Genomic DNA, 21765 nt, shown 5'->3' on the forward strand with positions numbered 1-21765 from the left:
GCGGCAATAGCGCGGTGGTCCCACCTGACCCCATGCCGAACTCAGAAGTGAAACGCCGTAGCGCCGATGGTAGTGTGGGGTCTCCCCATGCGAGAGTAGGACACTGCCAGGCATCAAATTAAGCGTGCTGATATGGCTCAGTTGGTAGAGCGCACCCTTGGTAAGGGTGAGGTCCCCAGTTCGACTCTGGGTATCAGCACCACTTTATTTAAAGTGGGTTTAGAAGTTCGGCAGAAAAAAAGAATTTGCTTGGCGGCAATAGCGCGGTGGTCCCACCTGACCCCATGCCGAACTCAGAAGTGAAACGCCGTAGCGCCGATGGTAGTGTGGGGTCTCCCCATGCGAGAGTAGGACACTGCCAAGCATCAAATAAAACAACAAGCCTCATGCGAAAGCATGGGGCTTTTTGTTTTGTCTGTTATTTGGTGTTCTGCTCGAGCATAGGCATGCGAAAGGCCCGTCGGGAACGGGCCTTAACGCCGCTTGCGGCGGCCCCGCAGGGGAGAGTCTCAGGATGAGACGAATACTGTAGGACACTGCCAAGCATCAAATAAGCCAAGAGGCCATCCGAAAGGATGGCCTTTTTGCTTTTCATCCGCTTTACTCCCTCTGCTTATATCCCGGCGCAGGCCGCGCAATGAAACATTTTCACCTTTCCGTTGAATGCTCGACAGAGACGAAAAAAAACGCTATCTTCGGGCATCTAGAAGTCTAAACGTATAAATGGATGTGTGAGGGTTAAGCAATGCCGATTCGTGTTCCTGATGAGTTACCTGCGGTCAATTTCTTGCGCGGTGAGAATGTCTTCGTGATGACATCCTCGCGGGCAAAAACACAGGAAATCAGGCCACTGAAAGTGCTGATCCTCAACCTGATGCCAAAGAAGATCGAAACGGAAAACCAGTTTCTGCGTCTGTTGTCCAACTCGCCGCTGCAGATTGATATCCAGCTGTTGCGCATCGACAGCCGCGAATCGAAGAACACGCCGGCCGAGCATCTGAACAACTTCTACTGCGACTTCGAGGATATCCAGAATGAGAACTTCGATGGCCTGATCGTCACCGGTGCGCCGCTGGGGCTGGTTGATTTCTGCGATGTTGCCTACTGGCCGCAGATCGAACGGGTCATTGACTGGGCCAAAAACCATGTCACCTCTACGCTGTTCGTGTGCTGGGCAGTACAAGCGGCGTTGAACATCCTGTACGGCATTCCCAAGATGACGCGCGAAGTGAAGCTCTCCGGCGTTTATCCGCACCAAACGCTGCAGCAGCATGCGTTGCTGACGCGCGGCTTCGACGAAAGCTTCCTGGCGCCGCATTCACGTTATGCCGATTTCCCGACCGAGGTGATTCGCCAATATACCGACCTGGATATTCTGGCCGAATCCGAGCAGGCCGGTGCCTATCTGTTCGCCAGCAGGGATAAGCGCCTGGCGTTTGTCACCGGCCATCCTGAGTATGATGCACTGACCCTGGCCGGGGAGTATTGTCGCGACAACGAAGCTGGCCTCGATCCTGCCGTACCGCTCAACTACTTCCCCGATGACAACCCCGCACTGACACCGAAAGCCACCTGGCGCAGCCATGGCCACCTGCTGTTTTCCAATTGGCTCAACTATTACGTCTACCAGATCACGCCTTACGATCTGCGCCATATGAATCCGACTCTCGACTGATCTTTTCTGCCTGCCGGCGGCTGAATCGAGGCCGCCGCGCTGTTGATCCTCTGTACGATCCTCTTTTTACCCGCCACTTTTCCTAAAAAACCATTGGCCAACAGCGCGTTAGCCTGTCTTCGCGATTCTATTGGAACCGGTTTCCTTACCTGCTGGTTATGTTATTTGTTCTAACCAATTGATAATAAAGTGTTAATAAAATATTTAATAATAAAATGGAAATGGTTTTTGATTTTTATTTTTTGTTGAGTATTCTTAGAGCTATCGGGATGAGATCTGACCAGTTTAGGATCGTTTCATCCGCCCTGATCCACAGTGATTTCTGATGAAAATGCGCCGGTCGCTCGGGCGCAATGATGGGAAGGAGCAAGGTCATGACGCAACAGATAGCAGGCACGGAGTTAAGGTTTACCCAGGGTTTCGCCGCTGCGGAGCGCCAGGTATTAACGGATGAAGCAGTTGAATTCCTGGCGGAACTGGTGGCGAAATTCACGCCGCGGCGCAATGAGCTGCTGGCGGCGCGTGCCCGCTGGCAGCAAAATATCGATCGCGGCGAGCTGCCTGGATTTATTTCGGAAACTAATTCCATTCGTGAAAGCGACTGGCAGATCCGTGGCATTCCGCAAGACCTGCGCGATCGCCGGGTCGAAATCACCGGGCCGGTAGAACGCAAGATGGTGATCAATGCGTTGAACGCCAACGTAAAAGTATTTATGGCGGACTTCGAAGACTCCCTGGCGCCAAGCTGGGACAAAGTCATCGATGGTCAAATCAACCTGCACGATGCGGTTAACGGCACCATTTCCTACACCAATGAAGCCGGCAAGATCTACCAGCTGAAACCGAATCCGGCGGTGTTGATCGCTCGCGTGCGCGGCTTGCACCTGCCGGAGAAACACGTCTTGTGGCGTGATGAAGCCATCCCCGGCGGCCTGTTCGATTTCGCGCTGTACTTCTACCACAACTATCGTCAGCTGTTGGCCAAGGGCAGCGGCCCGTATTTCTACCTGCCGAAAACCCAGTCCTGGGAAGAAGCGGCCTGGTGGAGCGATGTCTTCAGCTTTACCGAGGATCGTTTCGATCTGCCACGTGGCACCATCAAGGCGACCGTGCTGATCGAAACCCTGCCGGCGGTGTTCCAGATGGACGAGATCCTCTATCACCTGCGCGATCACATCGTCGGCCTGAACTGCGGCCGCTGGGATTACATCTTCAGCTACATCAAAACGCTGAAGAACCACGGGGATCGTGTGCTGCCGGATCGTCAGTCGGTGACCATGGAGAAACCTTTCCTCAGCGCCTATTCACGTCTGTTGATCAAAACCTGTCATAAGCGCGGCGCCTTCGCCATGGGCGGCATGGCGGCGTTTATCCCGAGCAAAGACGCTGAGAAAAACGCCTGGGTGCTGAACAAGGTGCGGGCGGACAAAGAGCTGGAGGCCAACAATGGCCACGACGGCACCTGGGTGGCGCACCCGGGGCTGGCGGACACGGTGATGGAGGTGTTCGGCAAGGCATTGGGCGATCGCCAGAATCAGCTGGACGTGATGCGTGAGCAGGATGCGCCAATCAGCGCCGCGCAGCTGTTGGAACCATGCGACGGCGAACGCACCGAAGCGGGGATGCGCGCCAATATCCGCGTGGCGGTGCAGTACATCGAAGCCTGGATCTCCGGCAACGGCTGTGTGCCTATCTATGGGTTGATGGAAGATGCCGCGACGGCGGAGATCTCCCGTACCTCTATCTGGCAGTGGATCCACCACGAGAAGAGCCTGAACGACGGGCGCCCGGTCACCAAGGCGCTGTTCCGCCAGATGTTGCAAGAAGAGATGTTGGTGGTGCGTGAAGAAGTAGGGGAAGCGCGCTTTAACGCCGGCCGGTTCGAAGAGGCGGCGCGACTGATGGAGCGCATCACCACGCAAGATGAACTAATCGATTTCCTGACGTTGCCCGGCTATGAGCTGCTGGCCTGAACTTTCCCAATCAACCCTACATGACTGAAAGGATAAAAATTATGTCTACCTCTCGCTCTCAACAGATCCAGCAGCTGGAACAGGAATGGAAATCGGCCCGTTGGGAAGGCATCACCCGCCCTTACAGCGCCGAAGACGTGATCAACCTGCGCGGTTCGGTCAACCCGGAATGCACCCTGGCGCAAAACGGCGCCGCCAAACTGTGGGCGTTGCTGAACGGCAAGGCGCGCAAAGGCTACGTGAACTGCCTGGGCGCGCTGACCGGCGGCCAGGCGCTGCAGCAGGCTAAAGCCGGCGTCGAGGCTATCTACCTGTCCGGCTGGCAGGTGGCGGCCGACGCCAACAGCGCGGCGGCCATGTACCCTGACCAGTCGTTGTATCCGGTGGACTCGGTGCCGAAGGTGGTCGAGCGCATCAACAACACCTTCCGCCGCGCCGATCAGATCCAGTGGGCGAACCAGATTGAGCCGGGCAGCAAAGGCTACACCGATTACTTCCTGCCGATCGTCGCCGATGCGGAAGCCGGCTTCGGCGGCGTGCTGAACGCCTTCGAGCTGATGAAAGCGATGATCACCGCCGGCGCCGCCGGGGTGCACTTCGAAGACCAGTTGGCGGCGGTGAAGAAATGCGGTCATATGGGCGGCAAAGTACTGGTGCCGACACAGGAAGCGATCCAGAAGCTGGTCGCCGCTCGCCTGGCGGCCGACGTGCTCGGCGTGCCGACGCTGGTGATCGCCCGTACCGACGCCGATGCGGCCGACCTGCTGACGTCCGATTGCGATCCGTATGACAGCGCCTTCGTCACCGGCGAGCGCACGGCGGAAGGCTTCTTCCGCACCCATGCAGGCGTCGAGCAGGCGATCAGCCGCGGCCTGGCCTATGCCCCTTACGCCGATATGGTGTGGTGCGAAACCTCAACGCCGGATCTGGATGCCGCTCAGCGCTTCGCCGACGCCATTCACGCCAAATACCCGGGCAAGCTGCTGGCCTACAACTGCTCGCCGTCGTTCAACTGGAAGAAGAACCTCGACGATCAGACCATCGCGCGCTTCCAGCAGGCGCTGTCGGACATGGGCTACAAGTATCAGTTCATCACGCTGGCGGGCATCCACAGCATGTGGTTCAACATGTTCGACCTGGCGCACGCCTATGCGCAGGGCGAGGGCATGAAACACTACGTAGAGAAGGTGCAGCAGGCGGAGTTCGCCGCGGTGGATCGCGGTTACACCTTTGCGTCGCACCAGCAGGAGGTGGGCACCGGCTACTTCGACAAGGTCACCACCATCATTCAGGGCGGCGCCTCTTCGGTCACCGCGCTGACCGGTTCGACGGAAGAACAGCAGTTCTGATGCGGCAAGCTTGAAGACGTTTCACCCGGAGCCTGCATGCGCAGGCTTCTTTTTCTGGCGGGGGTAAGGATGGCGGCAAAACTGGAGTTGTTGATCGCACAGACGATCCTGCAGGGCTTCGATGCGCAGTACGGCCGCTTTTTGGAGGTGACCGCCGGCGCGCAGCAGCGCTTCGAGCAGGCGGACTGGCCGGCGGTGCAGCAGGCGATGAAAAAGCGCATCCATCTGTATGACCATCACGTCGGCCTGGTGGTGGAGCAGCTCAAATGCATCACCGGGCAGAAATATTTCGACGCCGACTTCCCCAGCCGGGTCAAAGCGGTTTATATCGATCTGCTGCCGGACTACCCGCGTTTCGAGATAGCCGAAAGCTTTTTTAACTCGGTCTACTGCCGGCTGTTCAAGCATCGCGATCTGACGCCGGACAAGCTGTTTGTGTTCAGTTCGCAACCGGAACGGCGCTTTCGCGACATTCCGCGTCCGCTGGCGCGCGATTTCACCTCCAATGGCGATCTGCCGGCGATGCTGCGCAGCGTGCTGAGCGATCTGCCGCTGCGGTTGCCGTGGGAAGATTTGACGCGCGATATTCGCTATATCACCCAGGCGCTGCAGCGCGCCTTCAGTCCGCAGCAACTGGCGGGGGCCACCTTTCAGATCGCCAACGAACTGTTCTATCGCAACAAGGCCGCCTGGCTGGTCGGCAAGCTGCGCCTGGCTGACGGCGTTTATCCGTTCTTGCTGCCGATCCACCACAGCGAGTCGGGCGCGCTGTTTATCGATGCCTGCCTGACCGGTAAGGCTGAGGCCAGCATCGTCTTCGGCTTCGCCCGTTCTTATTTCATGGTCTACGCGCCGCTGCCGGCGGCGATGGTCGAGTGGCTGCGCGAGATCCTGCCGGGCAAGACCACCGCCGAGCTGTACATGGCGATCGGCTGCCAGAAGCACGGCAAAACTGAATGCTACCGCGAATACCTGACTTTTATGGCGCAGTCGCAGGAGCAGTTCATCATCGCGCCGGGGGTGAAGGGTATGGTGATGCTGGTGTTTACCCTGCCGTCCTTCGATCGGGTGTTCAAAGTGATCAAGGACGAATTCGCCCCGCAAAAAGAGGTGACGCAGGCGCAGGTGATGGCTTGCTATCAGCTGGTGAAAGAGCACGATCGCGTCGGGCGTATGGCGGATACCCAGGAGTACGAAAATTTCGTCGTCGACAAGGCGCGCCTCAGCCCGGAACTGTTGGCGGAGCTGCGGCGCGAAGTGCCGGGCAAACTGGAAGATCTCGGCGATCGCATTGTGATTAAGCACCTGTATATGGAACGGCGCATGACGCCGCTGAATCTGTATCTGGAGCAGGCCAACGACCAGCAGATGCGCGATGCGATTGAAGAGTACGGCAACGCGATCAAGCAGTTAGCCGCCGCCAATATCTTCCCCGGCGACATGCTGTTCAAGAACTTTGGCGTGACGCGCCACGGGCGGGTGGTGTTCTATGACTACGACGAGATTTGCTACATGACCGAGGTCAACTTCCGCGATATCCCGCCGCCGCGTTATCCGGAAGATGAGTTGGCCAGCGAGCCGTGGTACAGCATCGCGCCCAACGACGTGTTCCCGGAAGAGTTCCGCCACTTTCTGTGCGGCGATCGGCGCATTCGGCAGGTGTTTGAAGAGCTGCACAGCGATCTGTTTACCGCGGAGTATTGGCGCGGGTTGCAGCAGCGCATCCGCGAAGGGCATGTGGAAGACGTATTTGCTTATCGCAAGAAGCAGCGGTTCAGCCAGCGCAGCGGGGCGGCGCTGCCGGCCGCCACCGCTGCGATGTAAATCAGGCCTCGGCGCCCGCGACGGCGGCGCGCGCCAGTTCAGTGATGCGCGCGTAGTCGCCGCTTTCGAGCGCGTCCGCCGGCACCAGCCAGGAGCCGCCGATGCACAGCACGCTTTTCAGCGCCAGATAGCTGCGGTAGTTGTCCGGTGAGATGCCGCCGGTCGGGCAGAAGCGCACCTGCGGGAACGGGCCGCCGATCGCCTGCAGCGCTTTTACGCCGCCGTTGGCTTCCGCCGGGAAGAATTTAAACTCGCGCAGGCCGTAATCCATGCCCTGCATCAGTTCGGAAACGGTGCTGATGCCCGGGATCAAGGGAATGGAACCGGCGGTGGCGGCTTTGAGCAGCTCGTCGGTCAGGCCTGGGCTGATGGCGAACTGCGCACCGGCTTCGGTCACTTCCCGCAGCTGCTGCGGATTGATCACCGTACCGGCGCCGATGATCGCTTCCGGCACCTCTTGGGCGATGGCGCGAATGGCGTCCATGGCGCAGGCGGTGCGCAGCGTCACCTCCAGCACCCGCACACCGCCGGCGACCAACGCTTTCGCCAACGGCACCGCATGTTCCAGCTTGTTGATCACGATGACCGGCACCACCGGCCCCGCCGTCAGGATCTGCTCGGCGCTTGTTGTCCACTTGTTCATGCTGACGTTCTCCTCTGTGGCCGCCGCCAGGCGGCGATGCGGCCAGGCTATCGATTAAAATTTGATGCAGCAGGCGCCCTGCTCGGCGCCTGACAGCTGGCTGCGCAGCGCGCCGAACAGCTCGCGCCCGCAGCCGATGTGTTCCGCGCTCAGATCGGGTTGGCATGGCGTGCGCCGCGCCAACTCGTCGGCGTCGACCAGCACCTGCAGTTCGCCGCTGCGGCCGTTGACGCGGATCGGATCGCCGTCGCGCACTTTCGCCAGCAGGCCGCCGGTATAGGCTTCCGGGGTGACGTGAATGGCGGAAGGCACCTTGCCGGAGGCGCCGGACAGGCGGCCGTCGGTCACCAGCGCCACTTTGAAGCCGCGATCCATCAGCACACCCAGCGGCGGCATCAGCTTGTGCAACTCGGGCATGCCGTTGGCCTGCGGCCCCTGGAAGCGCACCACCACCACGCAATCGCGATCCAGCTTGCCGGCTTCGAACGCCGGCACGATATCGTGCTGGCTGTCGAACACCACCGCCGGCGCTTCGATGATCTGGTTATCGGCGGGCACCGCCGAGGTTTTCATCACCGCGCGGCCCAGATTGCCGGCCATCACTTTGGTGCCGCCGTGATGTTCGAACGGCTGGGCCACGCTGGCGATCACGCTGGCGTCGAGCGAGCCGGCCACGCCTTCGCGCCACACCAGTTGGCCGTTATCCAGCCACGGTTCCTGGGTGTAGCGGCGCAGGCCGAAACCGGCCACGGTATGCACGTCTTCGTGCAGCAGGCCGTGTTGCAGCAGCTCGCGCACCACCAGCGGCACGCCGCCGGCGGCCTGGAACTGGTTGATGTCGGCCGGGCCGTTCGGATAGATGCGGCACAGCAGCGGCACCGTCTCCGACAGCTCCGAGAAATCGTCCCAGGTAATGATGATGCCCGCCGCGCGTGCCATCGCCACCAGATGCATGGTCAGGTTGGTTGAGCCGCCGGTCGCCAGCAGCGAGACGATGCCGTTCACCACCACTTTCTCGTCCACCAGGCGGCCGATCGGCAGGTAGTTGCCGGCGGTGTCGGTCAGTCGGGTCACCTGGCGCGCGGCGGCGTCGTTCAGCGCATCGCGCAGCGGCGTGTCAGGATGGACGAAGGAGGCGCCCGGCAGATGCAAACCCATCACTTCCATCACCATCTGGTTGGTGTTGGCGGTGCCGTAGAAGGTGCAGGTGCCGATGCCGTGATAAGAGGCAGCCTCGGCTTCCAGCAACGCCAAACGGTCGGCTTTGCCCTCGGCGTACAGCTGGCGCACGCGCACTTTTTCCTTGTTCGGCAGGCCGCTGCTCATCGGGCCGGCCGGCACGAACAGCGCAGGCAGGTGGCCGAAGGAGAGGGCGGCCATCACCAGCCCCGGCACGATCTTGTCGCAGATGCCGAGGAACAGCGCGCCGTCGAACATATTGTGCGACAGGCCGACGGCGGCCGACATGGCGATCACGTCGCGGCTCATCAGCGACAGCTCCATGCCGTCCTGCCCCTGCGTCACGCCGTCGCACATCGCCGGCACGCCGCCGGCCACCTGGCCCACGGCGCCCACCGCCTTCAGCGCCTGTTTCAGCCGCTGTGGGTAATGCTCGTACGGCTGGTGGGCCGATAGCATGTCGTTGTAGGCGGTGATGATGGCGATATCGCTGCGCACCATGTTTTTCAGCGACGCCTTGTCATCGGGCTGACAGGCGGCGAAACCGTGGGCCAGGTTGCCGCAGGCGAGCTGCGCGCGGTGGACGGTTTGAGAGCGGGCCGCCTCGATACGCGCCAGATAGGCGGCGCGGCTGGCCTGGGAACGGTCGATGATGCGCTGTGTGACACGGGACAAGGTTGGATTAATCATGCCTTCCTCACATTGCTGTTGTTATAGTCGCCGCCTGTGGCGGTGCCCCCGGGGGTGATTTGCAGCCCTGGTGTGCAAGGCCGGGGGCGATTTAGGATTTAAAACATCGTGAATGCAATCATGCCGATGGCGCCGCCGACGCTGCCCAGAATGGTTTCCATCACCGTCCAGGTTTTCAGCGTTTGCAGTTCGTTGGCGCCGGTGAATTTGCCGAACAGCCAGAAGCCGGCGTCGTTGACGTGGCTCAGCACGATGGAGCCGCCGGCAATGCAGATGGCCAGCGCGGCCAGTTGCCCGCCGCTGAGCCCAAGCTGGCTGGTGACCGGCAGCACCAGGCCGACGGTGGTCAGGCAGGCGACGGTGGCCGAGCCCTGGATCACCCGCACCATGGCGGAGAGCGCGAATGCGGCTACGGCGATCGGCAGGCCGGCGCCGATCATGGCGTCACCTAGCGCCGGCCCGACGCCGGAATCCACCAGGATCTGCTTGAACACTCCGCCGGCGCCGGTCATCAGCAGGATGATCCCGGCCGGCTGCACCGCGGCGGAGCAGATGGCCAGCGTCTGTTCGTTGCTCATGCCGCGCGGCTTCGCCAGACCGTAAATCACGATCAGGCAGGCCAGCAGGATGGCGGTGAACGGGTGGCCGATAAACTCCAGCCACTGCTGCAGCTGCGAGCCGGGGGGGACCAGCCGCGCGCCGATGGTTTTCATGCCGACCAGCACCAGCGGGCACAGCACCAGCGCCAGGCTGAAGCCGAACGACGGCAGATTACCCTTGGTCAGCGTCGGCTCATTCTCTTCCGGCGGCATCGGCCAGTTGACGAAACGGCTGATAACGCTGCCGTACAGCGGGCCGGCGATCAGCATGCCGATCACCGCCGCCACCAGGCCGATGGCGATCATCCAGCCGAAGTCGGCCTTCATCTGCGACGCCAGCAGCATCGGCACCGGCCCCGGCAGCAGGAAGGAGGCGGCGGCGGCCACGCCGGCGAACAGCGGAATAGCCAGCTTGACGATATTGCCGTCGGTGCGGCGCGCCACGGCGAATACGATGCCGATCAGCAGCACCACCGCCACGTCGAAGAACAGCGGCAGCGCGCAGATCAGCCCGGCGATGCCGAGCGCGTAGTGCGCCTTGCTTTGTCCGAATCGTTTCAGCAATTGCGCCGCAATTTGATCGAGCGCGCCGACCTCATGCAGGATCTTGCCGAACATCGCCCCGAGCGCCACCACGATCGCCAGGAAGCCCAGCGTGTCGCCCATGCCTTTCTGCATGGTATCGGCGATGTGTTCCAGCGGCATGCCGGAGAAAATGCCGGCGGCGATGGACACCAGCATCAGCGCGACGAAGGCGTGCATGCGCGCCTTCATCACCAGGAATAACAGCAGTAAAACCGAGCCGACTGCGGTACCGACCAGCGTTACAGTACTCACGCGCACACGTCCTGCGGCAGGAAGCTTTGGATATGGCGCACGGTATCGGCGATCACCGCATCCAGCGGTTGATTGATGTCGATCGCCATCACGTCGTTCTCGTCGGCGCCCGGCTGCTCCAGCGCGGCGAACTGGGTGACCAGCATCTGCGGCTTGAAGAAGTGGCCGTTGCGCGCCGCCAGGCGGGATTCGATCACCGGGAACTCGCCGTGCAGATAGATGAACGACAGGTTGCCGTTGCCGGCGCGCAGGCGGTCGCGATACTGCTTTTTCAACGCCGAGCAGACGATGATCGACACGTTGTTGGTGCGCTGCATGGCGAAGGCGGCGTCGTTGAGCGCGGCCAGCCACGGCGCGCGATCGTCGTCGTTCAACGCCTCGCCGGCGGCCATCTTCAGGATGTTGCTGCGTGGGTGCAGGAAGTCGCCGTCGAGGAAGCCGGCGGAGAGTTGGCGGGCCGCGGCGGCGGCGACGGCGGACTTGCCGCTGCCGGAAACGCCCATAACGACGTAAATGCGATTTTGATTGTTGGTCATGGCTTAGCTCCAAAACACCGGGTGACGTTACCTTCGTTCAGTTTGATTGTTACCGGTAACATGTTATCGGTAACATTGTCGAAGGAAGTTTGAGCGGTTGCAATGGGCTTTCGCCGTGAGGATCGTTAACTGTGATCGGCTTCAAGCTTTTTTCCTGTGCGCTAAACAGGATGCCGACAGCCTGTTACATGCTGACAACAGAGCATGGCAGGGGAGCAGGGGCGCGCTGGGCGCCCCTCGGATGAGCGGGATTAACGCACGCCGCCGTAGGCCAGGCTGATCTCTTTCGCCGCGTGGATCACCAGCGCGCCCAGCTCGATCACGCGATCGTCGGTGATGCGCGACACCGGGCCGGAGATGGAAATGGCGGCGAAGGCTTCGCGGTGCTCGTCGAAGATGCAGGCCGCCACGCAGCGCAGCCCGAGCGCGTGCTCTTCGTCGTCAAAGGAGAAGCCCTGCTTGCGGATCTGCGCCAGCCCCTCTTTCAGGTTGTGCGGCGTCAGGGTATGCGGCGTGTAGGTGTGCATGCCTTTCTTGTGCAGCAGTTTGGTCACCTGATCGTCCGGCAGGGTGGCGAGGAACGCTTTACCGGCGCCGGAGGCGTGCATCGGCAGTTTGCCGCCGATCGGCGCCGACATGCGCATCAGCGCCGTGCACTGCACCTGATCGATGATGATCGCCTGGTACTCGCTGGTATCCAGCACCGCCAGGTTGACGGTTTCGCCGGACTCTTCCATCAGGCGGCGCAGCGTCGGATGCACCATCGCCAGCAGGTTGCGGCTTTGCAGGAAGCTGCTGCCGACCACAAAGGCGTGCGAACCGATGGTCCACAGGCCGAGATCGCCGACCTGGCGCACGAATCCCTGCTGCTGCATGGTGGTGAGCAGGCGGTGAGTGGTGGAGTTCGGCAGGCCGGCTTGCTGGGCCAGATCGGTCAGGGCCACGTTGCCCTGGGCTTCCGAAATGTATTCCAACAGTTTCAGGCCACGGGTCAACGATTGTACCTGACCGGTCGCCGCACTGGCGGCGGGGGCTGCTGCGCGGGGCTTCTTGCCGCGCTTGGCGGGAGCAGGGGTGGCCATGGGTGAGATTCCTTTTTCCGTATGATGGAATTCATTTTCGTTTTTTGTCGATGAATTGCAAGCCGCCGTCAGCTCATCGGAGGTGTTGGCGCACAACCTGAAAAACTCTCAATTGCCGCCTGGCCCTTTGTCCTTACAAGCTGTGCTAGGATGACTCGTTGGTTTTTGCGGCAGTTGAGCAATGGGCTGGATGGCAATGGAAGGGGTTACAGTGACGAATCGAGTAGAACAACTGCGCCGCCAGTTAGCGCAGCGCATTTTGGTGTTGGACGGCGGCATGGGCACCATGATCCAGAGCTATCGCCTGGACGAGCGCGATTTCCGCGGTGAGCGTTTCGCCGATTGGCGCAGCGATCTGAAAGGCAATAACGATCTGCTGGTGCTGACCAAGCCGGAAGTGATCACCGCCATTCATTACGCCTATCTTGAGGCGGGCGCCGATATCCTTGAGACCAATACCTTCAACTCCACATCCATCGCCATGGCTGACTACCACATGGAGTCGCTGTCCGCCGAGATTAACTATCAGGCCGCCTGCCTGGCGCGCGCCTGCGCCGACGAATGGACGGCGCGCACGCCGGAAAAACCGCGCTACGTCGCCGGGGTGCTGGGGCCGACCAACCGCACCGCGTCCATCTCGCCGAACGTCAACGATCCGGCATTTCGCAACATTTCGTTCGATGAACTGGTGGCGGCGTACCGCGAATCGACCCGCGCGCTGGTGGAGGGCGGCGTCGATCTGATCATGATCGAAACCATCTTCGACACCCTGAATGCCAAGGCAGCCGCTTTTGCGGTGGAAACCGAATTCGAAGCGCTGGGGGTGGAACTGCCGATCATGATTTCCGGCACCATCACCGACGCCTCCGGCCGCACCCTGTCCGGCCAGACCACCGAAGCGTTTTACAATTCGCTGCGCCACGTCAAGCCGCTGACCTTCGGCCTGAACTGCGCCCTGGGGCCGGATGAGCTGCGTCAGTACGTCGCCGAGCTGGCGCGCATCTCGGAGACCTACGTCACCGCGCACCCGAACGCCGGTTTGCCGAACGCCTTCGGCGAGTACGATCTGGATGCGGCCGAGATGGCGCGCCAGGTCGGGGAGTGGGCGCAGGCCGGCTTCCTCAATATCATCGGCGGCTGCTGCGGCACCACGCCGGAACATATCGCCGCGATGGCCAAGGCGGTCGAGGGCGTGCCGCCGCGCCGGCTGCCGGCGCTCCCGGTCGCCTGCCGCCTGGCCGGTCTGGAACCGCTGACCATCGACGCCAACACGCTGTTCGTCAACGTCGGCGAGCGCACCAACGTCACCGGTTCGGCACGTTTCAAGCGTTTGATCAAAGAAGAGAAATACAACGAGGCGCTCGACGTGGCGCGCCAGCAGGTCGAGAGTGGCGCGCAGATCATCGATATCAACATGGACGAGGGGATGCTCGACGCCGAAGCGGCGATGGTGCGCTTCCTCAACCTGATCGCCGGCGAGCCGGATATCGCCCGGGTGCCGATCATGATCGACTCCTCCAAGTGGTCCGTTATCGAGAAAGGCCTGAAGTGCATTCAGGGCAAGGGCATCGTCAACTCGATCTCGATGAAGGAGGGCGAAGAGGCCTTTATCCACCACGCCCGGCTGGTGCGCCGCTATGGCGCCGCGGTGGTGGTGATGGCGTTCGACGAAGTGGGCCAGGCGGACACGCGCGAGCGCAAGTTCGAGATCTGTCGCCGCGCCTATAAAATTTTGACCGAACGCGTCGGTTTCCCGCCGGAAGACATCATTTTCGACCCGAACATCTTCGCCGTCGCCACCGGCATCGAAGAGCACAACAACTACGCCGTCGACTTTATCGAAGCCTGCGCCGACATCAAAACCCACCTGCCGCACGCGATGATCTCCGGCGGGGTGTCCAACGTGTCGTTCTCGTTCCGCGGCAACGATCCGGTGCGTGAAGCGATCCACGCGGTATTCCTGTATCACGCCATTCGCAACGGCATGGACATGGGCATCGTCAACGCCGGGCAGCTGGCGATTTACGACGATCTGCCTGGCGAGCTGCGCGAGGCGGTAGAAGACGTGATCCTCAACCGTCGCGAGGACGGCACCGAACGCCTGCTGGAACTGGCGGAAAAGTACCGCGGCAGCAAAGACGGCGAAGCGGCGGTGCAGCAGGCGGAATGGCGCGGCTGGCCGGTGGAGAAGCGGCTGGAATACTCGCTGGTGAAGGGCATCACCGAGTTTATCGAACTGGACACTGAAGAAGCGCGGCAGCAGGCCGAACGCCCGATCGAAGTGATCGAAGGGCCGCTGATGGCCGGGATGAACGTGGTCGGCGATCTGTTCGGCGAGGGCAAGATGTTCCTGCCGCAGGTGGTGAAATCCGCCCGCGTGATGAAGCAGGCGGTGGCCTACCTGGAACCGTACATCGAGGCCAGCAAGCAGCAGGGCACCTCCGCGGGGAAAATCCTGCTGGCGACGGTGAAGGGCGACGTGCACGACATCGGCAAGAACATCGTCGGCGTGGTGCTGCAGTGCAACAACTATGAAATCGTCGATCTGGGCGTGATGGTGCCGACGGAGAAAATCCTGCGCACCGCGCGCGAGGAGAACGTCGACATCATCGGCCTGTCGGGGCTGATCACGCCGTCGCTCGACGAGATGGTCAACGTGGCCAAAGAGATGGAGCGCCAGGGCTTTACGCTGCCGCTGCTGATCGGCGGCGCCACCACCTCCAAGGCGCACACCGCGGTGAAAATCGAGCAGAACTACAGCGGCCCGACCACCTACGTGCAAAACGCCTCGCGCACCGTGGGCGTGGTGGCGGCGCTGCTGTCCGCCACCCAGCGCGATGAGTTTGTGGCGCGCACCCGCAAAGAGTATGAAACGGTGCGCATTCAGCACGCGCGCAAAAAACCGCGCACGCCGCCGGTCGATTTGCACAAGGCGCGCGCCAACGCCATGGAGCTGGACTGGGCCGACTATCAGCCGCCGGCGCCACGGCAGCTTGGCGTCTTCCCGGTGTCGGCAGGCATCGAGACGCTGCGCCATTATATCGACTGGACGCCGTTCTTCATGACCTGGTCGCTGGCGGGCAAATACCCGCGCATCCTGGAAGACGAGGTGGTGGGGGAAGAGGCCAAGCGCCTGTTCCACGACGCCAATCAGATGCTGGATCGGCTGGCCGCCGAGCGCAGCCTCAACCCGCGCGGCGTTTACGGCCTGTTCCCGGCCAACCGCGTCGGCGACGACGTGGAAGTGTACCGCGACGAACAGCGCGGCGAGGTGCTGGCGGTGAGCCGCCATCTGCGCCAGCAGACGGAAAAAACCGACTTCCCGAACTATTGTCTGGCGGACTTTGTGGCGCCGAAAAGCAGCGGTAAGGCCGACTACTTCGGTGCCTTCGCGGTGACCGGCGGGCTGGAGGAGGACGCACTGGCCGCGGCGTACGACGCACAGCACGACGATTACAACAAAATCATGGTCAAGGCGTTGGCGGATCGTCTGGCGGAGGCTTTTGCTGAATACCTGCACGAACAGGTGCGCAAGTTGCACTGGGGTTATGCCGCCGACGAGAACCTGAGCAACGAAGAGCTGATCCGCGAAAACTATCAGGGCATCCGGCCGGCGCCGGGCTACCCGGCCTGCCCGGAGCACACCGAAAAAGCAACCATCTGGCAGCTGCTGGACGTCAACCGCCACACCGGCATGGAACTGACGGAGTCCTTCGCCATGTGGCCGGGGGCGGCGGTGTCCGGCTGGTACTTCAGCCATCCTGAGAGCAAGTACTTCGCGGTGGCGCAGATCCAGCGCGATCAGGTGGAAGACTATGCGGCGCGTAAAGGGATGAGCGTGAGCGAGGTCGAACGCTGGCTGGCGCCAAACCTCGGCTACGACGCCGACTGACCTTCCTCTTTAAGGGCGCAGCGATGCGCCCTTGTCATTTACAGCGCTTCCACATCGATGTGCAGCGCGTCGTACCGCCAATACTCCAGGTCGCAATCGATCACCCGGTCATGTTGATCGCGATTCACCCGCGTAATGAACAGCGCCGGGCTGCCGTAGGTCACCTTCAGCATGGCGGCGGCCTGCTGCGGCAGCAGGGTGGGCAGCATGTCGAAACGTACCCGGCCGTAGTGAATGCCGTAGCGTGCGGCGTACAGCGCGGTCAGCGACTGGGTCAGATCTTCGTCCAGAATGCCGGGGAAATAGGCCGGATTGAGGTAGTGCTCGCAGTACAGCACCGCGCGCCCGTCGATGTAGCGCAGCCGGCGAATGCGATAGGCCTCGGCGCCGGGGGGAAGCGCCAGGCGGCCGGCCAGCGGCGCGTCGAGCGTGACGACCGCGCTGTCGATCGCTTCGGTATGCGCGGCGCGCCCCTGTTGCTGCGCCATGGCGTGAAAATGGCTGCGCTGCAGCGGGTTATAGATCAGACGTGGCGGCGAGATAAACCAGCCGCGCCGCATCTGGCGGTAGATGACGCCCTGCGCCTCCAGCTGGCCGAGCGCCTCCTGCAGGGTAATTCGGGTGGTGGCGAACTGTTCGCTCAGGGCGCGCTCGGAGGGCAGCTTGCCGCCCGCGGCGAACTCGCCGGCGGTGATGCGGGCGTGCAGCGTTTGGCAGATGGTGGCGACGGTCGTCGGTGCTTCACTCATACAGCGGGTGTCCCGTTTCAGTGCGTTTGGCCTTTAAGGTAGACCAGCGTCGCGTTTTCGCCGTTGCAATGGGTGATAAAACTGTCGCTTTTTTAAGCTGACATATAATTATCACATTCGTCCGTTAGATTGGTTTGGTCCTTGCTGGACTAGTCCAGCCATCCCCACACTACCACCTGGAGCATCAGTTATGAAACGTTTGTGCGCTTCTGTGTTAACCAGTGCCATCGTGTTATCCAGCCAGATGAGCTGGGCCGCGGATACCGATCTGGCGGCGCTGGAGCAGGCCGCGAAGAAAGAAGGCGAAGTCAACAGCGTCGGCATGCCGGACAGCTGGGCCAACTGGAAAGGCACCTGGCAAGATCTGTTGAGCAAATACGGCCTGAAGCATGTCGATACCGACATGAGCTCCGCGCAGGAGATCGCCAAATTTGATGCGGAAAAGAACAACGCCACGGCGGACATCGGTGACGTCGGCGCGGCCTTCGGCCCGGTGGCGGTGCAGAAGGGCGTAACGCAGCCGTACAAACCCTCCACCTGGGATCAGGTGCCGGAGTGGGCGAAAGACAAAGATGGTCACTGGGCGCTGGCTTACACCGGCACCATCGCCTTCATCATTAACAAGCAACAGGTGAAAGACATCCCGCACAGCTGGGCCGATCTGCTCAAGGGCAGCTATCAGGTCACCATCGGCGACGTCGGCACCGCGTCGCAGGCGGCCAGCGGCGTGCTGGCCGCCACTTACGCGATGGGCGGCAACGAGAAAAACCTCAAGCCGGGCCTGGAATTCTTCGGCAAGCTGGCCAAGGCCGGCCGCCTGAGCCTGAGTAACCCGGTGATCGCGTCGCTGGAGAAAGGGGAAGTGCAGGTTGGCGTGGTGTGGGACTTCAACGGCCTGAACTACCGCGATCAGATCGACAAAACCCGCTTTGAAGTGCTGATCCCGTCGGACGGCTCGATCACTTCCGGCTACACCACCATCATCAACAAATACGCCAAGCACCCGAACGCCGCCAAGCTGGCGCGCGAATACATCTTCTCCGACGCCGGTCAGATCAACCTGGCGCGCGGCTATGCCCGCCCGATCCGCGCCGAACATCTGACGCTGCCGGACGACGTCAAGGCCAAGCTGCTGCCGGCCGAGCAGTACAAGAATGCGCACCCGATCGCCGATCCGGCGGCCTGGGAACAGAGCGCCAAAGCGTTGCCGCGCCTGTGGCAGGAAAACGTCATTATGTTTATGCAGCAGTGAGTTAACGCACCATGAAAACGATCCTCGTGCTGCTGGACGGCCTCAACTACCGGGTGGCGCACGACGCCATGGGGTATCTGCAGGCCGAATGCGCGGCGGGACGCGGGCGGTTGTACCTGCTGGAGAGCGAGTTGCCCTCGCTCTCCCGGCCGCTGTATGAATGCATCCTCACCGGCGTCACGCCGGTGGAGAGCGGCGTGGTGCACAACCACGTCTCGCGCCTTTCTCATCAACAAAGCGTGTTTCATTACGCGCGCGCCGCCGGGCTGACCACCGCCGCCGCCGCGTATCATTGGTTCAGCGAATTGTATAACCGCACGCCGTTCGACGCCGCGCGCGACCGCCATACCGACGCCCCCGAGCTGCCGATTCAGCACGGGCATTTCTATTACGACGACGGCTATCCCGACAGCCATCTGTTCGACGACGCCGAAAGCCTGCGTCTGCGTCATCAGCCGGATTTCCTGCTGATCCACCCGATGAACATCGACGACGCCGGCCACCGCTTCGGCCTCTCTTCGCCGCAGTACCGCAACGCGGCGCGGCGCGCCGACGGCTCGCTGTCGCGCTACCTGCCCGAGTGGCTGGCGGCCGGTTATCAGGTGCTGGTCACCGCCGACCACGGCATGAACGACGATCGCAGCCACGGCGGGGTGTTGCCGGAAGAGCGCCAGGTGCCGCTGTTCGTGTTCGGCGCGGGCTTCAGCCTGGACGACGCCGATCCGCAGCAAACCGAGCTGTGCGGCACGATCTGCGATCTGCTGCAGGCGCCGCACGACAAGCCGCGCTGCCGGGCGCTGCTGGCGCAGGATGCGCGATGAACAGCAAAACCAAATGGATCGCCGCGCTGTGCCTGCTGCCGTTTATCGTGCTGTTCGGCGCGTTTCAGATCGCCCCGCTGGTGTGGATCGCCGTTCACAGCTTTTTCAGCGAGACCGGCGGCTGGGGATGGGGCAACTATGTCGATATCCTCACCTCTCCGTTCTACCTGCAGGCCTTTCAGTTCTCGCTGGAGATCTCGCTGTGGTCGAGCGTCTACGGATTGCTGATTGCATTAGTGGGCAGTTACTCACTTCGCCAGCTCGGCCAGACCCGCTTTCATGACTTCGTGATGTCGTTCACCAACATGACCAGCAACTTCGCCGGGGTGCCGCTGGCGTTCGCCTTCGTCATTCTGCTGGGGTTGAACGGCTGCCTGACGCTGCTGCTGCGCAAATACGGCCTGATGGAGAGCTTCAACCTCTATTCGAAGAGCGGCCTGATCGTGCTGTATACCTACTTCCAGATCCCGCTCGGGGTGCTGCTGCTGTATCCGGCGTTCGACGCGCTGCGCGCCGATTGGCGTGAGTCGGCGGCGCTGCTCGGCGCCGGCCCCTGGCGCTACTGGCGGCATATCGGCCTGCCGGTGCTGGCGCCGGCGCTGATGGGCACCTTCGTCATCCTGCTGGCCAATGCGCTGGGCGCCTACGCCACGGTGTACGCGCTGACCACCGGCAACTTCAACGTGATCCCGATCCGCATCTCGGCGCTGGTGGCGGGGGACATCTCCCTCGATCCGAACCTGGCCAGCGCGCTGGCGATGCTGCTGGTGGTGATGATGGCGTTTATCACGGTGATCCACCAATGGATGCTGCGCAGGAGCTACCTCAATGCGCGCTCATAACCGGCTGGAGAATGCTCATGTCGCGTGTTGAACGCTTGTACCACCGCACGGTGACCGGCCTGCTGCTGTTGATCCTGCTGCTGCCGCTGGCGGCGACGCTGATTTACGCGCTGGCTACCCAGTGGGGCGCCACCATTTTGCCGGACGGTTTTACCCTGAAGTGGCTGACGGCGCTGTGGAGCGATCCGCGCTTTTTGCAGGCGCTGTGGCACTCGCTGCTGATCTGCTTCGGCACGCTGCTGCTGTCGGTGGTGGTGATCCTGCCGGCGATGTTTGTGATCGCTTACTACTTCCCCAAGCTGGACGCGGTGATGAACGTGCTGATTCTGCTGCCGTTCGCCGTGCCGCCGGTGGTGTCGGCGGTGGGGCTGATGCAACTGTTCGCCGCCGATCCGCTGCCGCTGCTCGGCACCCCCTGGATTTTGGTGGGTTGCTATTTCACCATCGCGCTGCCGTTTATCTACCGCGCCATCAGCAACAACATGCAGGCGATCAACCTGCGCGATCTGATGGACGCCGCGCACCTGCTCGGCGCCAGCACCTGGCGGGCGGCGCTGTGGGTGGTGTTGCCGAATCTGCGCAAGGGCGGAACGATCGCCGTGCTGCTGTCGTTCTCGTTCCTGATCGGCGAGTTCGTGTTCGCCAACCTGCTGGTGGGCAGCCAGTATGAAACGCTGCAGGTCTATCTGTTCAATATGCGCAACGGCAGCGGGCATTTCACCAGCGCGCTGGTCATCTCCTATTTCGCCGTGGTGCTGCTCGTCACCTGGCTGGCGAACCTGCTGAATAAAAACAAGGGTTAACCCGATGGCTTATCTCAACGTCACTCGCCTGAACAAACACTATGGCCAGACCCAGGTGTTTCAGGATATCGATTTCACCGCCGAAGAGGGGGAGTTCGTCACCCTGCTCGGGCCAAGCGGCTGCGGCAAGTCGACGCTGTTGCGCTGTCTGGCCGGCCTGACTCCGGTCGACAGCGGGCAAATTTTACTGCAGGGCCAGGATCTGGTGCCGCTGGCGCCGCAAAAGCGCGGCATCGGCATGGTGTTCCAAAGCTATGCGCTGTTTCCCAATATGACGGTGGAAGGCAACGTGGCCTTCGGCCTGAAAATGCAGAAGCTGGCGGCCGGGCAGATCGGCCAGCGGGTGCAGGAGGTGCTGGCGCTGGTGGAGCTGAGCGATCTGGCGAAGCGCTATCCGCACCAGCTGTCGGGCGGCCAGTGTCAGCGCGTGGCGCTGGCGCGATCGCTGGTCACGCGCCCGCGTCTGCTGTTGCTCGACGAACCGCTGTCGGCGCTGGATGCGCGCATCCGCAAACATCTGCGCGAGCAGATCCGGCGCATTCAACGCGAGCTGAACCTGACGGCGATCTTCGTCACCCACGATCAGGAAGAGGCGCTGACCCTGTCGGATCGCATCGTCCTGATGAACAAGGGGCAGATCGTGCAGAGCGGTGATGCGGAAACCCTGTATACCCAGCCGGCGGACGCCTTCGCCGCCGGTTTTATCGGCAACTATAACCTGCTGAGCGCCGAACAGGCCGGCCGGCTGACCGGGCGCAGCTATGCCGGCAAGGTGGCGATCCGCCCAGAGTCTATCGGCCTGTTGCCGGCCGGACAGGGGATCGGCGGGGTGATCCTTGGTCACAGTTTGCTCGGGAATGTGGTACGCTATCGGATTCAGGTTCGCGAGGTAGAGTTGCTGGTTGACGTGCTCAACCGTTCGGTGGCCGATCTGCGGCCCGACGGCGCGGAAATTGGGCTACACTTGGAACCTGTTTTATTGCGGGAAGTTGCATGACTTCGCAGCGCGGCGCCGGGGC

At 61.9% G+C, this 21765-nt stretch carries 16 protein-coding genes, 1 tRNA gene and 2 rRNA genes; 13 read left to right on the forward strand and 6 right to left on the reverse strand.

Annotated features, from left to right (window positions below):
• The 7 genes from rrf (ACJ8OK_RS18925) to aceK all read left to right on the forward strand — a co-directional run.
• Positions 1-112: ribosomal RNA gene (gene rrf / locus ACJ8OK_RS18925) — 5S ribosomal RNA — on the forward strand; the annotation flags it as partial.
• A 14-nt stretch (positions 113-126) separates the two neighbouring features.
• A tRNA-Thr gene (locus ACJ8OK_RS18930) sits at positions 127-202 on the forward strand.
• Positions 203-248: 46 nt separating this feature from the next.
• Positions 249-364: ribosomal RNA gene (gene rrf, locus ACJ8OK_RS18935) — 5S ribosomal RNA — on the forward strand.
• A gap of 381 nt (positions 365-745) precedes the next feature.
• Complete coding sequence (metA, locus tag ACJ8OK_RS18940; RefSeq protein WP_004936623.1) at positions 746-1675, forward strand: homoserine O-acetyltransferase MetA; 930 nt, start codon at positions 746-748, stop codon at positions 1673-1675.
• Positions 1676-2049: 374 nt separating this feature from the next.
• Complete coding sequence (gene aceB / locus ACJ8OK_RS18945) at positions 2050-3648, forward strand: malate synthase A (protein WP_004936626.1); 1599 nt, start codon at positions 2050-2052, stop codon at positions 3646-3648.
• Positions 3649-3689: 41 nt separating this feature from the next.
• Positions 3690-4997 carry an isocitrate lyase gene (aceA, locus tag ACJ8OK_RS18950; protein WP_004936630.1) on the forward strand — a complete coding sequence of 436 codons (1308 nt, stop codon included), beginning with the start codon at positions 3690-3692 and terminating at the stop codon, positions 4995-4997.
• 69 nt (positions 4998-5066) lie between these two features.
• Positions 5067-6821, forward strand: coding sequence for a bifunctional isocitrate dehydrogenase kinase/phosphatase (aceK, locus tag ACJ8OK_RS18955; RefSeq protein WP_033631950.1), 1755 nt, complete (start codon positions 5067-5069; stop codon positions 6819-6821).
• Position 6822: 1 nt separating this feature from the next.
• Here the strand turns inward: aceK and ACJ8OK_RS18960 are convergent, their stop codons facing one another.
• The 5 genes from ACJ8OK_RS18960 to iclR form a co-directional block, all read right to left on the reverse strand.
• Positions 6823-7464: a bifunctional 4-hydroxy-2-oxoglutarate aldolase/2-dehydro-3-deoxy-phosphogluconate aldolase gene (locus tag ACJ8OK_RS18960; protein ID WP_004936635.1), complete on the reverse strand. Its 642-nt coding sequence runs from the start codon at positions 7462-7464 to the stop codon at positions 6823-6825.
• Between the two features lie 54 nt (positions 7465-7518).
• Positions 7519-9333: a phosphogluconate dehydratase gene (gene edd, locus ACJ8OK_RS18965; RefSeq protein ID WP_060560389.1), complete on the reverse strand. Its 1815-nt coding sequence runs from the start codon at positions 9331-9333 to the stop codon at positions 7519-7521.
• A 98-nt stretch (positions 9334-9431) separates the two neighbouring features.
• On the reverse strand, positions 9432-10769 hold the full coding sequence (gene gntU / locus ACJ8OK_RS18970; RefSeq protein ID WP_442530833.1) for a gluconate transporter: 1338 nt from the start codon (positions 10767-10769) through the stop codon (positions 9432-9434).
• Positions 10766-11305, reverse strand: a complete 540-nt coding sequence (gene gntK / locus ACJ8OK_RS18975) for a gluconokinase (RefSeq protein ID WP_004936645.1) — start codon at positions 11303-11305, stop codon at positions 10766-10768. The genes gntU and gntK overlap by 4 nt, the downstream gene beginning before the upstream one ends.
• 251 nt (positions 11306-11556) lie before the next feature.
• The gene (gene iclR, locus ACJ8OK_RS18980) at positions 11557-12387 is read right to left on the reverse strand and encodes a glyoxylate bypass operon transcriptional repressor IclR (RefSeq protein ID WP_004936648.1); all 831 of its coding nucleotides are present in this window, start codon (positions 12385-12387) and stop codon (positions 11557-11559) included.
• Positions 12388-12583: 196 nt separating this feature from the next.
• Between iclR and metH the strand changes: the two genes are divergently transcribed.
• Positions 12584-16279 (forward strand): methionine synthase, encoded by a 3696-nt coding sequence (gene metH, locus ACJ8OK_RS18985; protein WP_139806262.1) that lies wholly within the window; start codon positions 12584-12586, stop codon positions 16277-16279.
• A gap of 38 nt (positions 16280-16317) precedes the next feature.
• Here metH and ACJ8OK_RS18990 read toward each other — a convergent pair whose 3' ends face one another.
• Complete coding sequence (locus ACJ8OK_RS18990) at positions 16318-17028, reverse strand: UTRA domain-containing protein (protein WP_048325688.1); 711 nt, start codon at positions 17026-17028, stop codon at positions 16318-16320.
• Positions 17029-17218: 190 nt separating this feature from the next.
• Here ACJ8OK_RS18990 and ACJ8OK_RS18995 point away from each other — a divergent pair, with 190 nt between their 5' ends.
• From ACJ8OK_RS18995 to ACJ8OK_RS19015, 5 genes are read left to right on the forward strand one after another with little or no spacing between them, the layout of a single operon-like run.
• Entirely contained in the window at positions 17219-18280 is a 1062-nt protein-coding gene (locus ACJ8OK_RS18995; protein WP_033631954.1) for an ABC transporter substrate-binding protein, read from the forward strand.
• Positions 18281-18291: 11 nt separating this feature from the next.
• A complete protein-coding gene (locus tag ACJ8OK_RS19000) occupies positions 18292-19101 on the forward strand; it encodes an alkaline phosphatase family protein (RefSeq protein ID WP_021505156.1) in 810 nt (269 codons plus the stop codon).
• Positions 19098-19943: an ABC transporter permease gene (locus ACJ8OK_RS19005; RefSeq protein ID WP_033631955.1), complete on the forward strand. Its 846-nt coding sequence runs from the start codon at positions 19098-19100 to the stop codon at positions 19941-19943. The genes ACJ8OK_RS19000 and ACJ8OK_RS19005 overlap by 4 nt, the downstream gene beginning before the upstream one ends.
• A 17-nt stretch (positions 19944-19960) precedes the next feature.
• The gene (locus ACJ8OK_RS19010) at positions 19961-20746 is read left to right on the forward strand and encodes an ABC transporter permease (RefSeq protein WP_015379246.1); all 786 of its coding nucleotides are present in this window, start codon (positions 19961-19963) and stop codon (positions 20744-20746) included.
• A gap of 4 nt (positions 20747-20750) precedes the next feature.
• A complete protein-coding gene (locus tag ACJ8OK_RS19015) occupies positions 20751-21743 on the forward strand; it encodes an ABC transporter ATP-binding protein (RefSeq protein ID WP_442530836.1) in 993 nt (330 codons plus the stop codon).
• Positions 21744-21765: the final 22 nt, after the last annotated feature.

This window comes from Serratia sp. CY71090, from assembly GCF_052166845.1.
Taxonomy (GTDB): domain Bacteria; phylum Pseudomonadota; class Gammaproteobacteria; order Enterobacterales; family Enterobacteriaceae; genus Serratia; species Serratia nematodiphila.